The sequence below is a fragment of the Paenibacillus sp. FSL R10-2734 genome, from assembly GCF_037963865.1.
Lineage (GTDB): Bacteria > Bacillota > Bacilli > Paenibacillales > Paenibacillaceae > Paenibacillus_AQ.
The window spans coordinates 807,385-822,649 of the sequence record NZ_CP150170.1; the positions used below are offsets into that span (position 1 = coordinate 807,385).

At 43.2% G+C, this 15,265-nt stretch carries 15 protein-coding genes; 10 read left to right on the plus strand and 5 right to left on the minus strand.

The features are described 5' to 3' along the window. Positions 1-5 precede the first annotated feature (5 nt). On the minus strand, positions 6-1,112 hold the full coding sequence (locus NSS67_RS03695) for a DUF4163 domain-containing protein (protein WP_339318362.1): 1,107 nt from the start codon (positions 1,110-1,112) through the stop codon (positions 6-8). Between the two features lie 210 nt (positions 1,113-1,322). Continuing rightward, positions 1,323-2,183 (minus strand): metallophosphoesterase, encoded by an 861-nt coding sequence (locus NSS67_RS03700; protein WP_339318363.1) that lies wholly within the window; start codon positions 2,181-2,183, stop codon positions 1,323-1,325. A gap of 106 nt (positions 2,184-2,289) precedes the next feature. Between NSS67_RS03700 and NSS67_RS03705 the strand changes: the two genes are divergently transcribed. The 3 genes from NSS67_RS03705 to NSS67_RS03715 all read left to right on the plus strand — a co-directional run bounded on the left by NSS67_RS03705 (position 2,290) and on the right by NSS67_RS03715 (position 4,731). Beyond that, positions 2,290-3,111, plus strand: coding sequence for a methyl-accepting chemotaxis protein (locus tag NSS67_RS03705; RefSeq protein ID WP_339318364.1), 822 nt, complete (start codon positions 2,290-2,292; stop codon positions 3,109-3,111). A gap of 79 nt (positions 3,112-3,190) precedes the next feature. After that, entirely contained in the window at positions 3,191-3,469 is a 279-nt protein-coding gene (locus tag NSS67_RS03710) for a hypothetical protein (RefSeq protein ID WP_339318365.1), read from the plus strand. 140 nt (positions 3,470-3,609) lie between these two features. Next, positions 3,610-4,731: a nitric oxide synthase oxygenase gene (locus NSS67_RS03715; protein ID WP_339318366.1), complete on the plus strand. Its 1,122-nt coding sequence runs from the start codon at positions 3,610-3,612 to the stop codon at positions 4,729-4,731. A gap of 128 nt (positions 4,732-4,859) precedes the next feature. On the opposite strand, the gene NSS67_RS03720 is transcribed toward NSS67_RS03715, so the two are convergent. Then, on the minus strand, positions 4,860-5,501 hold the full coding sequence (locus NSS67_RS03720) for a helix-turn-helix domain-containing protein (RefSeq protein WP_339318367.1): 642 nt from the start codon (positions 5,499-5,501) through the stop codon (positions 4,860-4,862). A 188-nt stretch (positions 5,502-5,689) separates the two neighbouring features. On the opposite strand from NSS67_RS03720, the gene NSS67_RS03725 reads away from it, so the two are divergent. From NSS67_RS03725 to NSS67_RS03735, 3 genes are all read left to right on the plus strand, one after another. After that, the gene (locus tag NSS67_RS03725) at positions 5,690-6,442 is read left to right on the plus strand and encodes an SDR family NAD(P)-dependent oxidoreductase (protein ID WP_339318368.1); all 753 of its coding nucleotides are present in this window, start codon (positions 5,690-5,692) and stop codon (positions 6,440-6,442) included. A 182-nt stretch (positions 6,443-6,624) separates the two neighbouring features. Beyond that, positions 6,625-7,395, plus strand: coding sequence for a helix-turn-helix domain-containing protein (locus tag NSS67_RS03730; RefSeq protein ID WP_339320494.1), 771 nt, complete (start codon positions 6,625-6,627; stop codon positions 7,393-7,395). 96 nt (positions 7,396-7,491) lie between these two features. Further along, the gene (locus NSS67_RS03735) at positions 7,492-8,907 is read left to right on the plus strand and encodes a hypothetical protein (RefSeq protein ID WP_339318369.1); all 1,416 of its coding nucleotides are present in this window, start codon (positions 7,492-7,494) and stop codon (positions 8,905-8,907) included. 70 nt (positions 8,908-8,977) lie between these two features. Here the strand turns inward: NSS67_RS03735 and NSS67_RS03740 are convergent, their stop codons facing one another. Continuing rightward, entirely contained in the window at positions 8,978-10,468 is a 1,491-nt protein-coding gene (locus tag NSS67_RS03740; RefSeq protein ID WP_339318370.1) for a peptide MFS transporter, read from the minus strand. 265 nt (positions 10,469-10,733) lie between these two features. Here NSS67_RS03740 and NSS67_RS03745 point away from each other — a divergent pair, with 265 nt between their 5' ends. From NSS67_RS03745 to NSS67_RS03760, 4 genes are all read left to right on the plus strand, one after another. After that, complete coding sequence (locus NSS67_RS03745) at positions 10,734-11,090, plus strand: nucleotide excision repair endonuclease (protein ID WP_339318371.1); 357 nt, start codon at positions 10,734-10,736, stop codon at positions 11,088-11,090. Between the two features lie 127 nt (positions 11,091-11,217). Next, entirely contained in the window at positions 11,218-11,883 is a 666-nt protein-coding gene (locus tag NSS67_RS03750) for a glycosyltransferase (protein WP_339318372.1), read from the plus strand. 175 nt (positions 11,884-12,058) lie between these two features. Further along, complete coding sequence (locus NSS67_RS03755) at positions 12,059-12,781, plus strand: hypothetical protein (protein WP_339318373.1); 723 nt, start codon at positions 12,059-12,061, stop codon at positions 12,779-12,781. Positions 12,782-12,786: 5 nt separating this feature from the next. Next, the gene (locus tag NSS67_RS03760) at positions 12,787-14,061 is read left to right on the plus strand and encodes a polysaccharide deacetylase family protein (protein WP_339318374.1); all 1,275 of its coding nucleotides are present in this window, start codon (positions 12,787-12,789) and stop codon (positions 14,059-14,061) included. Positions 14,062-14,084: 23 nt separating this feature from the next. Here NSS67_RS03760 and NSS67_RS03765 read toward each other — a convergent pair whose 3' ends face one another. Next, a complete protein-coding gene (locus NSS67_RS03765) occupies positions 14,085-15,146 on the minus strand; it encodes an endonuclease/exonuclease/phosphatase family protein (protein ID WP_339318375.1) in 1,062 nt (353 codons plus the stop codon). Positions 15,147-15,265: the final 119 nt, after the last annotated feature.

The window sequence follows — 15,265 nt, forward strand, 5'->3', positions numbered from 1 at the left end:
AAGACTTATTTGAAGGCGGCAAAAGGGTTAGTACCCTTAGGTAGTATTGAACTGAAATTAAATGTGTACGTAGGAATTCCAGCTGCATAAGGAGCAAGTTCATATTGTTGGTAGAAGATTACAATACCGCTCTCAGAAACGAAGAAGTTTGGTTTTTCTGTTAGTCCACCAGGTGCATCCGGAAAAGCTAGCTCCTTGGTGCTTTCCTTCAACATTTTATCTAGTTTTTGTTTGTAGTTTGGTTCTGCCTTAAGCAGGTCTTTCAGTTCTATTTGCTTACCATCCTTCAGCGAGAAGGTATGTCCCTCGCGCACAGTGCCGCCGTGTGCTCCACCGGTATACTCGTATTGATCAGTCACAATACTAAGCACACCTTCTCGGTTAAAGGAGACAACATAAGTTTGAGAGAAGTCATATTTATTCTCTACAGTGCCATCTCTACGGCTAGCTTGCTCTTCGCTATTTGAGACGAACTGTTCAGCCTGTTTCTTGAAGGTAGCATTAATCTTAGTTTGAACTTCCTCTGTTAGCCCGCTAATTTTTGGATACTGTACTTTAATACTAGCATTCTTGTTGCTCTTGTCTAAGATTTCAGAGGTGATTTTGATGTCATTCATCACTTTTTTACTTAGATCAAGCGATTTCAGTGTAGGATTATATACGCCTTGCACTCCTAAATAATCAGATAACAGTTTAAACGGAACATACAAGCGGTTGTTAATCATCTTCACTTCATGATTTCCGGTCATGCTATAAATGTAATATCCGTTCAAATCTGTGCTGACGCCATAGTCAGAGACCTCCATGTTCAGTTTCATCGAGTCGCTGCCTACACTGTAAGTCTTTGTGGTTGAATTATAATTAATGGCAAGGCCTAAAGCGTCCCGTAGCACGGTTAAAGGAATCATGGTGTTGCCGTCTACTATTTTCGCTTGCTGCGTTAAGGTTTGACCTTTATATTTAAGCACCACAGAGGGTTGTTGTACGGCTTGTTTAACCGTTTTGGTTCCGGTAGTTGCGGCTTGAACAGAATTTGCTCCGATGAGGCCCGAACCTCCAAGTAATACTCCAGTAGCTAATATAGCAGATGTCCATTTCATAGTTTTATTCATGATTATATTTCTCCTTCCCAATAATGGGCTTGTATGTAGTTTGATGTGTTTTTTTTCTCTATCACTCTTACGATTATACATAAGCTACTAATAGATTTGGTTACATCTGGGGTTACAGTGTTGTTGCATTAAGTGGGAAAAAACATAAAGTTTTTAACGATTTTTTAACCTGCGGGTGTATTCTTCTTAACCGTTATCAAATGCTGTGAATCAATAGTTGGTTCTCAAAGTAATTACGGTAAGCTCGGGACGACAATTAAACCGTATAGGCATACGGGTCACTCCAATCCCACGTGTAGTATAGACCTGAAGCCGACTATTCGGGAGCTGGTATAATCCATTTGAATATTTACTGCCGTGAGGCGGGGTATACAAAGCACCTACAAGTGGGAGTCGCACTTGCCCTCCGTGACTATGGCCTGACAATTGCAGATCTATGGGGAGCTCACGATATTCATCGGCAAAATCAGGCTCATGAGCAAGAAGTATGGTACACGCCTCATCAGGGATATGAAGCAGAGCCTGATTAATATCTGCTTTGCCGACCCATGGATCATCTACTCCAGCTAGATAAAGCTCCTCCGCCTCTTTTTTTAAGACAACATGCTCATTATGAAGTACGTGAAAGCCAGATTTCGCTAACCCCTTCGTTACAGCCTTTCGAGTGCCAAAAGCGTCATGGTTACCTAACACAGCGTATTGTCCAAAGGGTGCCCGCAGCTGTGAAAACAAGGCTATAGCGTCAGAAATATACTCGGCAGAATGATCTAATAGATCCCCGGTGAAGCAAATCAGATCTGGATTAACATGTTGAATTTGCTGCACTAACTCCGTCAAGGCTTCAGACCTCGAATACACTCCTAAATGTAAATCACTGAAATGAACGATACGAAATCTATCGAATGTCGGAGGGAGTAGAGGCAGTGTTATATCTATATGTTTAATTTCAAGCCAGTAGGGCTCAACCCAGTGTGAATAGATGCCGGAAGCACCAGCTGTTCCAAGCAGCCCCAGCGTCACTTGAGCACTTTTTTTCAGAAATTGGCGTCTGCTAATAGGTTTAGTATTCATGAACCAATCCTACAGTAGGATTGTTACTCTAATATGACAATATTCATTATGTAACCCTTTGTGTCGATAAACTTACATATACATTTTATTTATGGGAGATGAAACGATGAGTATTATCGATGCCTTAGTCCTCGCAGCACCTTACTTCAAAAAAATTCACTCGCAAGATATTATGATCGGTATTACGGACAGGGAAATCTTCCAGTATTATTCTCCAAGTGATGCCATTGATTTTGGACTGGTCAAAGGAAGTCCGATCCCACCTGAAGACCTAACGCTTTCAAATGGGTTGAAAGGCGAGGTTAGTTTTAACCGGATTCCAGCAGAAATTTATGGATCTCCTGTGATTTCAACATGTGTGCCTATATATGGAATAGACAACGAAGTGGTAGGGGTATTTGCAATTGCCTACACACTGGAGAACGAGAATAAGCTTGAGGTCTTCACCGACGAGATTAATGGGATAAGCAGCCACTTAATGGACATGGTTCAGAGTGTAGCTGCACAATCTGAAGAATTATCGGCCACCTCTCAGCAAATATTAGATAATACACGTAGAGCGGTAACGGAGTCTCAAGAAGTGAATAAGGTTACTGGCTTCATTCGTGAGATTTCTGAGCAGACGAACCTGCTTGGACTAAATGCGGCCATCGAAGCTGCACGTGTAGGTGAACAGGGGGCGGGTTTTGGCGTTGTGGCTAAAGAAGTGCGTAAACTCTCTGTCAACACCAAAGAAGCGACCCATCATATTGAAAAATCGCTGAGCGATGTTCAAAAGTCCATTAAACAGATGGAGCTAGAAATTGAAGCGATCTCCGCTTCTTCACACGCACAAGCAGAACTGGTCACCGAATTCAGCGGGGTGATTGAACGCTTGAATAAAGCCAGCAAAGAAATGACTACTTTTATGCAATCCATTATTCAATAAGATGTAATGCATAAAGTTACTTAACCTAAACCATGCTAGAAGGGAACAGGCGCATTTCAGAAGGGAGCGAATTTCATTTATGAAACAGCCCGATTCCAGTCTGCAAGCGAATGACAATGTAACTCAAGCCAAAAATTCTTTGGGTAAGCTTCATTTCTCTGTCTCACAGGCACTTAGTCATCCAACAGAACAGACTTTGGCACAGGCTGAGAACCGTCTGGCGCATACCGAACAGGCGATTCTGCAAGCTCGGGATTCATTAGGCCCCCAAGGTGTGGAGTTGGCTGAAGAACTGCTGGCTGAGGATAAGAGTAGACTTGCCTCATTGAATCAGCAAGGGAAACGTTCTGAACGCTAAATGTTCCTGCTACAACCCGTGAAGCTTAGTCGCTTCACGGGTTGTTCTCGTGTGCTATTCCCTTAAGGATGTGGCTTAGGAGTGTGGATGGTATACTGGATTGAAGGCTCTAGCAAGAGCTTGGATGGGAGATAAACGATATGAATGGTAAGGACATCGAAGAGTTAACCCGGCAGGCGGAAGCTTTTATTCGACAGTGTTACGCTGAACTAGATAAGACTGAAGCTGAGATGGATCATCGCATCCAAGCCGTACATGAAGAAATCAATCAATCAGGGAGTTACACACATACAACGGAAGAACTGGCTCATGGGGCAAGAATGGCTTGGCGTCACAATAGCCGCTGCATTGGCCGTCTTTTTTGGCAGTCCATTGAGCTTATTGATGAACGCCAAGCAGAGACTGAGGAGCAAGTCGCTGAAGCTTTGCTGCGACACCTGGAGAAGGCGAACAACGGAGGCCGTATTCGTCCACTCATCACCGTCTTTCGCAGCGGGGAAGAGCCATCTCGGAGGATTCGGATTTGGAATCATCAATTGATCCGTTACGCTGGATACCCTGGCGATGCTGAACGCGAACGCGCTGGTGATCCGGCATCGGATGAATTTACGAAAGTGTGCCTGCAACTAGGCTGGCAGGGAACAGGGGGTAATTATGATGTGTTGCCACTGGTGATCAGTATTGGCAGCGGGCAGCCTCACCTATTTCCTATTCCCCATCACCTCATTCAGGAGGTGCCATTAACGCATCCTGAGATTGAAACCTTTGCTGAGCTTCAGCTCCGTTGGTATTCGGTGCCGATCATTTCAGATATGCAGCTGGAAATCGGGGGGATATTATACACGGCGGCTCCTTTTAATGGTTGGTATATGGAGACTGAGATTGGCTCGCGTAACTTTGGGGATACCGGACGATACAACGCTCTGCCAGCTGTAGCTGATCTGATGGGGCTTGATCGCTCCAGCAACACAACCCTATGGAAAGATCGGGCGCTTCTTGAGCTGAACCGTGCAGTGCTGCATTCCTTTAAGCAAGCAGGAGTCAGTATTGTTGATCATCATACGGCAGCCGATCAATTTGTGCGATTCCAGGAGCAGGAGCAAGGACATGGGCGTCAGGTTTCGGGACGCTGGTCATGGCTAATCCCCCCTATGTCGCCCTCGTCTACACCTATTTGGCATGACCATACGTTGAAAGAATATGATTACAGCCCTCGTTTCCTTTATCAACGATCACCTGCTGCCACCTGTCCTTTTCACTAGCAACCGAAGGCAATATAGGATCGCCAAGAATGATATACCGATGTGCTGCAGATTCAATTCTGGAGCCGTATTGCGAACGATTCAGCTTAAAAAGCGCCAAGTTTCCCTACTAAGGAAACTGGCGCTTTTTAGGCTTTTAAATGATCTAGAAAAATCTGTTTTAGAAGCTCAAGCTGATCGTCGGAGTCTAAATCCGATTCCAGCAGGAGAATATTCTTCTTCATCGTTAGTTTTCTGGAAAAGAGAGCAAAGCTGTTCATGAGCGTGATTAAGGTCTCTTTCACGGGAAGACCTGCACGAATAGAGCCGTCTTCTATCCCATTTTGAATGATTCTGGAGTATTCATGCCAAATCTTACGGTTGAGTGCATTGAAATTCAGAACATCCTCAACAGGCTCACTTGAGTGTGAGGCGTAGCTTTCGAAATTCACCATAAAGATAATGCTTAAATTATTCTGATCCTGAATAAAGAAATCAAATAATTTCTCAATCTTTTCAATACAGGTAAGCGGCAAGTCAGCTACGTATTTGAAATAATCGAGCATCGGTTCGAGCATTCGGGTGGCCACGGCCACGATAAGCTTTTCTTTTCTAGGAAAATATCGAAATAGCGTCGCAATCCCGATATTTGCTTCAGTTGCGACATCTTGCATCGTCGACTTCTCAATACCTTTTTGCGAAAATATTCGTTCTGCTGATTCGAGAATCGTACATAATCGTTGCTGTTTACCATCGGATCGTTCTTTTTCATAGCGTGCTTTAGGATTCATGAGGGATAGACCCTTCCATTTTTTGATTAGGTTCTTTAATTATTAGTATTATATCCACCGTTTATTGGATTAAGCAAGGAGTGGTTGTAGTTATTTCGTAAAAATGATATGATAAATATCACGGTGATAGTGTGACTATCATCACTCGATTTATTATATCACAATACGATTATAGAGGAGACTTAAATATGAATCGTCTAACTAATAAAGTAGCAATTATTACAGGTGCAGGCAGTGGCATGGGACGTGAAGAAGCCCTTTTGTTGTCCAAAGAGGGCGCTACAGTTGTAGCAACGGATATTAACGAAGCTGCAGTACAAGCGGTTGTGAAGGAAATCGAAGCCAATGGTGGACAAGCAGCAGCTTATGCACATAATGTAGCTTCCGAAGAAGACTGGATCAAGGTCGTAGAAGATGTAATTAGCAAGTTTGGGAAAATCGACATTCTGGTAAATAATGCAGGGATCTCGTTCCCAGTTCAATTGCTCGAATCTACTGTTGATCAATGGAACAAAGTAATGAACATTAACGTGAGCAGCGTATTCCTCGGCATGAAGCATGTTGTTCCTCAAATGAAGAACAATAAAGGTGGTTCCATCGTTAATATTTCATCCATCGCAGGCTTGACTGGCAGCAGCGGTGCGGGTGCTTATACAGCTTCTAAAGGTGCAGTTCGTATGCTAAGTAAAGCGGCTGCTGTAGACTTTGGTAAAGATAACATTCGCGTGAACTCTGTTCACCCAGGATTTATCGAAACACCAATGAGCGCTGAATTCGTAAATGACGAAAGAATGCACAGCTTCTTTATGTCTCAGACTGCCTTGCCACGTGTTGGACGTGCTGCTGAAGTAGCGGAAGCTGTTCTGTTCTTGGCTTCTGACGAAGCTTCTTACATTACAGGTGTTGAGCTACCTGTTGATGGCGGAGTCGTAGCTAAATAATCAATTTCTAAATAGGCAACACTAAGAAAGCCGTCTCATGCGTAGATTCTATCTACACGTGGGGCGGCTTTTTTGCGTTCTAGGCGTCTCGTTAAGCACTCAAGTAACGCTTGATATACAAAATTAATAGTAATAGATACACTGAAATCATCATAAACGAGGAGGAGATTTCAGTGTTCGATATGTTAAAGGTAGGCAAGAATATCGCTGATTTAAGAAAGCAGACAGGGATGACTCAGATGGGGCTTGCCGATCAACTAGGCATTAGTTATCAGGCGGTTAGTAATTGGGAACGAGGAGAGTCTATGCCGGATGTTTCTAAGCTTCCCCAGCTGGCCGAAATTTTTAATGTGAGCATTGATGCAATCCTTGAAAAGAGCAAATCGACACAGATAGTAGTAAACGTACTCGAAAATACGACAGAACAATTTTTAAAGCAAAATAAGCTTTCAGTAGCCGAAATTTCCGAGGTTGCGCCCATTCTTCTTACGGAACATGTGGACGGGGTATTTGAACATGTGAAGCATCCAGTATCGATACAAGAGCTGCTATCCATCGCTCCATTTATCAGTGAAGAAGTACTGGATGAGTGCGCAAAAGTTGCCTTTGAGCGAGAAGGAATTAATGCGCTGTTGTCTATTGCTCCGTTTATAAGCGATGAGATGCTGGATGAGTGTGCAAGAAGTATCTTTGAACGAGAAGGCATTAATGCATTATTGTCTATCGCTCCATTTATCAGTGAAGAAGTACTGGATGAGTGCGCTAGAAGAGCTTTTGAACAAGAAGGGATAAAAGCTCTCGTGTCTATCGCTCCGTTTATAAGTGACGAGGTACTAGATGAGTGCGCTAGAAGAGCTTTTGAACAAGAAGGGATAAAAGCTCTCGTGTCTATCGCACCATTTATAAGCGACGAGGTGATGGATACATTAGCGAAAGCGTCGCTTTCCATTTAAATCATAAATATTTAAGAGCCCATCTCTACCGAACATTAGCCTATACCCCTGCATAACATATAGCACTTGTAAGCAGGAGAAGGGTGTGGTTCAGAGATGGGCATCCAATTAACAGCGCTCCATTATGTATATCTGGCATTCATCGTGTTCATTATGGCACTTCTGATTAAGCGACGGGATACAACGATGATCTGTATTGCAGGCATCTTTGTACTAGGCTGGCTCGCGACAGAAACGATTAGTGGCTCGGTCACAGGTATATTCAACTCTTTTGTATATGCTACCAAGGAGCTAATGGGTACGATCATGATTATTTCGATCATTGTAGCCATGAGCCGAGTATTAACGCGTACTGGGATTAACGAGACGATGGTTGCACCGCTGACTCGCTTTTTGCGTACACCGTTCATAGCCTTTTGGGGGATTGGTCTGATTATGATGGTGACGTCATGGTTCTTCTGGCCTTCACCGGCCGTTGCGTTGATCGGTGTTGTGTTGCTGCCCGTTGCCATTCGTGTAGGATTGCCTGCGCTTGGAGCAGCGATGGCAATGAATCTATTCGGTCATGGCATTGCGCTGTCAGGTGATTATATTATTCAAGGGGCACCCAAGCTAACGGCAGATGCTGCAGGACTTCCAGTGAGCAGTGTCATGGAAGCAAGTATCCCACTTGTCATAGTGATGGGCGTAGTTACTACGGTAACAGCTTATTGGATGATGCGAAGAGATCAGAAGAAGGGGACTTGGCGAGACGGACTTATATCTGGAAAAAATATTGCGAGTGTGTTATCTGCAGAGAACAACGCGGCAGAAGATCAAGCAGTGATCCATCCAGTAGTAAAGAAATGGTTGGCTATCGTCATTCCACTCCTATTTCTAGCCGATGTAGCAGGCATGTTCTTGCTGGATTTACAGGGAGGAGACGCGACTGCCCTAGTTGGTGGGACTGCTGTACTCATTTTGGTCGTAGTAACATTGCTCGCACATCGTAATAGAGGACTGGAGCGAGTCACCTCGTATATGATCGATGGACTTATGTTTGGTTTCAAAGTATTCGGTCCAGTGATTCCGATTGCTGCATTTTTCTACCTGGGGGATTCGGCCTTTACTGAATTGTTTGGCACAGTCCTACCGGATACTTCACAGGGGATTGTAAATGATCTCGGGGTTGCTCTAGCTCATAATGTTCCTCTGAATAGTGCTGTAGGTGCTGTGACTGCCACCATAACAGGAGCCATTACGGGGCTTGATGGTTCAGGGTTCTCTGGAATCTCACTTGCGGGGTCCATCGGGAAATTGTTTGCTATTGCTACACATTCCGACGCAGCTACTTTAACTGCACTCGGTCAGGTATCTGCCATTTGGGTTGGCGGAGGTACATTGATCCCATGGGCATTGATTCCAGCAGCAGCGATCTGCGGCGTAAGTCCGTTTGAGCTCGCTAGACGAAACGTTAAACCAGTATTGATTGGGCTGATAGTTACTACGATAGTCGCTATGTTTCTGGTTTAGGCAGCTGTATAACTCTATGAATGCAAAAAAAAGGCTGCCGAGAGAATCTCGGGCAGCCTTTTGAGTGTTCTTAACGTATACCCTTCATGAAACTCTGAATCTTAGAAGAGAACAGGAAGAGAATTACCGCGAGTACAATGGCAACTCCACCAATAACTCCGAAGTACAGCATTTCGGTATCTGGGGTATAGAACTTCACAATCTGAGCATTAATAGCTTGGGCAGCGGCATTGGACAAGAACCACATGCTCATCATCTGAGCAGTAAAAGCAGCTGGTGCCAGTTTAGTTGTTGCCGAAAGGCCAACCGGTGACAAGCATAGCTCCCCAATTACGACGATAAAATAGCTGAGAACCAGCCATAATGGATTCACAAGTGAATTAGCTCCACCGAAGTAAGCCGGCACCAGGATCACTAGGAAGGACAGACCGGCAAATAATAAACCAAGCGAGAACTTTTTAGGAATCGATGGTTGCCGATTACCAAGCTTTAACCAAAGCCATGCAAATGCAGGTGCAAGGGCGATAATAAACAGCGGGTTAAGCGACTGGAACCAAGCAGGGGAAATGGTTATGCCTGCAAAATTCAATTGGGTGCGCTTATCAGCAAAACTTGCTAGAACGGTTGAAGTTTGTTCCTGAATCGCCCAGAACATAATTGACGCGATAAATAAAGGGATGTACGCGAGAATTCGTGATCGCTCGACAGCTGTTGTTTTGGGACTGCGGTACATCACAATAAAGTACATCGTAGGAATAAGTAGTCCTAACACCCCAACTATCTTAATAAATGTTGAAAAGGTGAGCGCACCAGTGAGAATACCGATCGTAATTAAACCTGCAAGCACAATTAAACCAATGACGATCCAAGTAAATAATTTCTTCTTCTGTTCAGCTGGAATCGGATTGTGTACAATCGTACCTGCCAGACCCAGGTTTTTGGTGCGAGTGACTACGTAAACAACTAATCCAATAAACATTCCGACTGCGGCAATCGAGAAGCCGAGATGGAAATTATTCATACCTACAGCGCCTACAACAAGTGGAGAGAGGAATCCGCCGAGGTTAATACCCATATAAAAAATGCTGAATGCAGCGTCGCGGCGATTATCATTTTCGCTATAAATTTCGCCTACAATACTTGATACATTGGGCTTAAGAAGTCCGGTTCCGAGTACGATCAAAATCATCGAAGCAAAAAATAGTGTGGCATTCCCGGGTATAGCCAGTAAAATATGTCCGAACATAATTAGAACGCCGCCGTAGAAGACGGCCTTCGAAGTCCCGAAAATTCGATCCGCAAGCCATCCACCTATAATTCCAGACATATATACGAGTGATCCGTAGATAGACATAATTGAAAGTGCCATGTCTTCAGGAAATCCGAGACCACCTTTGCTTACTTCATAATACATGTAGTAAACGAGGATTGCTCTCATCCCATAATAGGAGAAACGTTCCCAAAATTCAGTGAAGAAGAGTGTGAAGAGTCCCTTTGGATGTCCGAAAAATCCTGTTGGTGGGACACTATCTACAATTTTTTGCCTTTCTGTTGCTGACATGAATCAAATCCCCCTAAATGCTAATTGCTCTTATGATGAAACTAACATTACCTTAATAGTTATAATACCCTCATGATGAAAATCACAACCCTTTTCAGAGAAGGTTCTGAATAATGTCATATTTTTTTAGTAATATTTCCATGAAAATGACTAATTAGCTTTTATTGATGGGTAGAATTGGAATATGGGTTCATTGCGAAAGATAGAATAAAAGGCTAACTTATGATACTATTTACTCCTATATAGAAAGAGGACGTGAGCTAAAATGATCAACATAACCATTCCCAATGTGGATGTTAGAATTACTAAACAAATCAACCCGCAGTTAAGCAATATTTACGGATTCACTGATTTTCACCTGATTCCAAGAGATTACGGCGGTATCTTTATGTTCTACAATGATCAAGATGAGCTGTTGTTTGTAGGTAAAGCGAGAAAGCTAAGACCAAGAATCAAAAAACATTTCGAAGACACCGTATCTGATATCAAGCTGCATCGGGACGAGGTCACCAGAATTGATGTATGTTTAATTGAAAGTCCCGTTCATAGAGAGATCTATGAAACGTATATCATTAATGAATTGAAGTCTAAATACAATGTAGATAAAGTGATGTTTAGATAAATATAAAGAAAAGGCGCCGTCTAATGACGGTGCTTTTTTTTGCTTAAAAGTAGTTATGAATGAAATGGGCGCATCGGTACACAATATACAAGATGTTCAATTGATGCTCAAAAGGAGATTGGTCATATTGAAGCCTAAGTTTTTGATTGCGAAGTTAACCTTGTTGTGTATGTTTCTTGTTGTTAGTGTGGTGCCCGTAACTACCGTCGATGCTGCAGCCAAAGAGAAAAAGAGCTCACATAAGCAATGCTTAACACCTTCCGTGATAGAGCTTAAAGATAACCTTAGGAAGCTATGGAGCGATCATGTGATATGGACGAAAAACTACATAGTGAGCGCCTTTACGAATTCCGAGGACAAAGATAAGGTACTGGCAAGGTTGCTACAGAATCAGCAAGACATAGGGAATGTCTTTAAACCGTATTACGGTGAGGCTGTAGGTGACAAGCTGGCTCAGTTATTGCGGGAACATATTGTTATTGCCGGGAAAGTAGTTGGCGCAGTAATAGCTGGAAATCAGGCGGATGTGGAAAAATACAATAAAGAGTGGTATAAGAACGCTGACGACATCGCCAAGTTCCTGAGTGCACAGAATCCCAAATATTCGTATGAACAATTGAAAGAAATGCTTCATGAACATTTGGAGTTGATTACGGATGATGTGACAGCTAGGGCAAAAAAGGATTGGGATGCTGAAATCGTCGCTTTCGATAAAGGGCTGGAGCATATGATTATGTTTGCAGATATACTAACGGAGGGTATTGTTAAACAATTCCCTGATAAATTCAATTGAAATCAGAGCACCCGCAAGGGTGCTTTTTTTTGTTGCAGGAAGAATTTAGGACTTTTGATCCAATTCAAAAAGTTAGATATAAAGGCTCACTTACAGACAAGATAAGTAAATTATAATAGACTCGTGGGCACTCGACATTTTTTGACATTTTTTTATAATTGAGGTGATAAGATCAATGATTTCTCCCTTTTTTAAAAAGAAAGATGCAGTGGATAAGCAGGTTAAGCCGGGTATGGTTCAAAAGGTACAATTATCAGAAGAGCTGGGCGAGGAGAATGAAGATCATGTCGCAGGCGAGACTTTAGCAGGAGTGGTTACTACGGGTAAAGCTCAGCTTGATAAAAAATCACTCGATTTGATCTTCTCTGTGGAGCAGATTATTCAGGCCAGACAGCATGCGGAGACGAATATTAATGAACTTCAGGATCGGTTAACTCATTCCAGCAGCCATGTTGAACGTCTGAATCGGGACATGAAGAACCTCAATAAAGTGATTGAGGAAAGAGAGAAGAACGTCCGAGAGCTCGAGCATAAATTGATTGAGAAGAATTTGAAAGTCGATCAAGTGCTTGAAGATTATCGGGAGCTTCAGACTACCCTCACCGCAGAGATTGAAGAATTAAAAAGTACGATTGATCTGGAGCATCAAAAGTATGTAAGTCTGATCCAAAAGCATAACGAAGCTCATGCGGAAAAACTCAAGAAGATGAATGATCTAGAAGAGAAGCTCGGTCGAGTTGAAATTGAAAACGCTCATTTAAGACAGAAGTACGATACGATCCGTCAAGAAAAAGCATATCTCTCCGGTATGATCAGCGATTTCACCAATCGCATGACCGTCCCTTTTGGGAGTGGCAGCACGCAAACAGGTCGAAATGATGGAAACGGAGATACATAGGATTCATGCTATCTATTGAACCGAGTACCATTCTAATGATTGAGTTACTGTCGCTTGAGCATAAGCAGGCCGGTTATCAGATTGAGGTAGGGCTAACCCGTAATGTCGGGTATGAAAGATGCATGCTTACCATCGATGAATTTACATATGAACAATTAAACGCGCTAGGTCCCTTTTCCGGGGAAAGAATGAGATTGTCACTGTATCCGAAGTGGGATCCCTATCGTAACAGTTATTACAGTACGCTGATCATAATGAACAAAGCCTTCAGCGAAACGCTGTATTTTGCCTGCTCTGAATATTATGTGTCGCAACTTCTTAAGTTAAAGCAGCAGGACTATCCTCAAGTAGAAGCTGAAGCTGAAGCTGAGAGAGTAGTTCAAACGAGGCGTTCCTCTAAAAATTCAGAACGAAGGCTAAGGAGAAAGAAGAGCAGACGGATCGGGCGAGTTGCACTGCAATGTATCATTTTCGTTTGTTTGGTACTTGTATTACCTCTTCGAATGGATGGACAACTCATAGACAGCGCAGATGCGTTGAAAGATCCCGAACAGGTCGCCAGTTCTGAGCAGATTGAGCCCATTCTCTCTCTGCCGCTCGTACCCAGCGCTCAGATGTTATTAAGCCATAGCCAGCAAGATGAACCTACGCCAGAACCCTCGGAGCCTCCTCAGGAACAGACAACACAGTATGAAGAGATTGCATTAACCGGAAACAAATACGAATATAGCTTGCCGAAGGGTTACGTGGCCTTATCATTTGATGATGGTCCGTCGAAGTATACGAAAGAAATCGTAGATATTTTAGTAGAACATGAGGTGGCGGCCACCTTTTTATTTGTTGGGAATAAGGTCGCTCATAATGTGGAAGCGGTTAAGTATGCCAATGAGCATCAGATGTCGATTGGAAGTCATTCGTGGGATCATAGCAAGATGACCGACAATGGGGATGAGGAGAATCGCAATAATTTGATCAAGGCTAACCAGGCGTTGGAACAAGTCATTCAATCGCCGATTACTGTTTTTCGGCCTCCTTATGGTGCTATAAATAATAAATTAGCCGCCAAGGTGACGGAGCAGCAGATGAATGTACTGTTGTGGAATCGAGATTCTGAGGACTGGAAAGTTAAGAGTCCAGAAGATATCCTTCAATATGTTCATCATAGTGATCCGTCTGGCGGCGTGTATCTATTTCACGAAAAGAAGATTACCGTAGAGGCGTTGCCCGCTATCATTAAGTATTTTCAAGAGAAAAACATGAAATTCGTCATTTTTAAATAACATCAATAATCCATGATTGGATCTTATTTCAGAATAAGAGTGGCTGTTACAGGGTTGTGATCGCTGTGTGTAAAGGATAAGTCATGGCCCTGTACTCCACTTATTGTGATATTTGGTGAAACTAGAAAGCCATCAATTACAGCCCGGAAATTCACCCCTTCTGAATAGGCTATATCGAGTGTCCGGACGGACGGTACTTTAGCATCGACAGCCCACTGAAAGCCCTCAGGTTTAAAATCTTCAGGGAACTGCTGTAACCACTCCGGCCAAGCTTGGGTAGTCTTAAAGGCTTCAGGGGTTGTACCCGGTAGGGAGTGGTTCCAATCTCCGCCCAAAATGAGGTAGTTACCTTTATCGCTCTCTTTCTGGATATAAGTAGCCAGATATTCTAATTGTTGCTTGCGAATCGTTCCACCTTGGTCAAAGGCAGATAGATGCAGATTGATTAGGATCAATTCTTTCCCGTTATCGACGGGGAATCTGCTCTCCATGAAGGCACGGTCGAGTTCAAACAGTTGACGAGGCCAGCTTTCTTTTCCTGGGAGATCATATCTAACACTACTTGTGCTGCCAAATTTAGATAAGGTTAATAAACCGCTATACACCGAGCCCATCGGATCAAGAACTGGAATCGGCACCCAAGGTACCTTGTAGTTCGTCGCGAATACGTTGCTGTAACCAGGGAAGGTATTCGATAAGAAGGAAACCTCATCTATACCGTTGCTACGGGAAGAATCGATGTCCACCTCCTGCAACATGAATAGATCCGAGCCTGAAGTGGTCATTAGAGAAGCTATTGCCTCAAGATTTGTCTTCGTTTGTTCCTCGCTGCTTGAACGTGATTTGGTCCCGCCATCCATAAAGAAATCCTGATCCTTATCCAGCCCAGCATAGCCAATATTAAAGGTGGTTATTGCAAAAGGCTCTCCCTGCTTCATTATTTGATCCTGATTACGGTTTATCGTTAGTGGAGTTGTCTCCTTCGGCTTATAATCTTTAATGGTAATATACAGTAAAAAACCGCCAAGGATTAGAACGGCAGCTAGAAGGGTAAAACCGATGATTTTTATTGTGGTTGAGCTCATTTGATTCGATCTCTCCTCAGATGTAATTTCATAGAACGGACTTCTAATGGTGTAAACTTCGACGCTGCGCTACAACTCCCCTTGTTTAAATAAAAAAAATTTGAGACAATGAGTAGTGA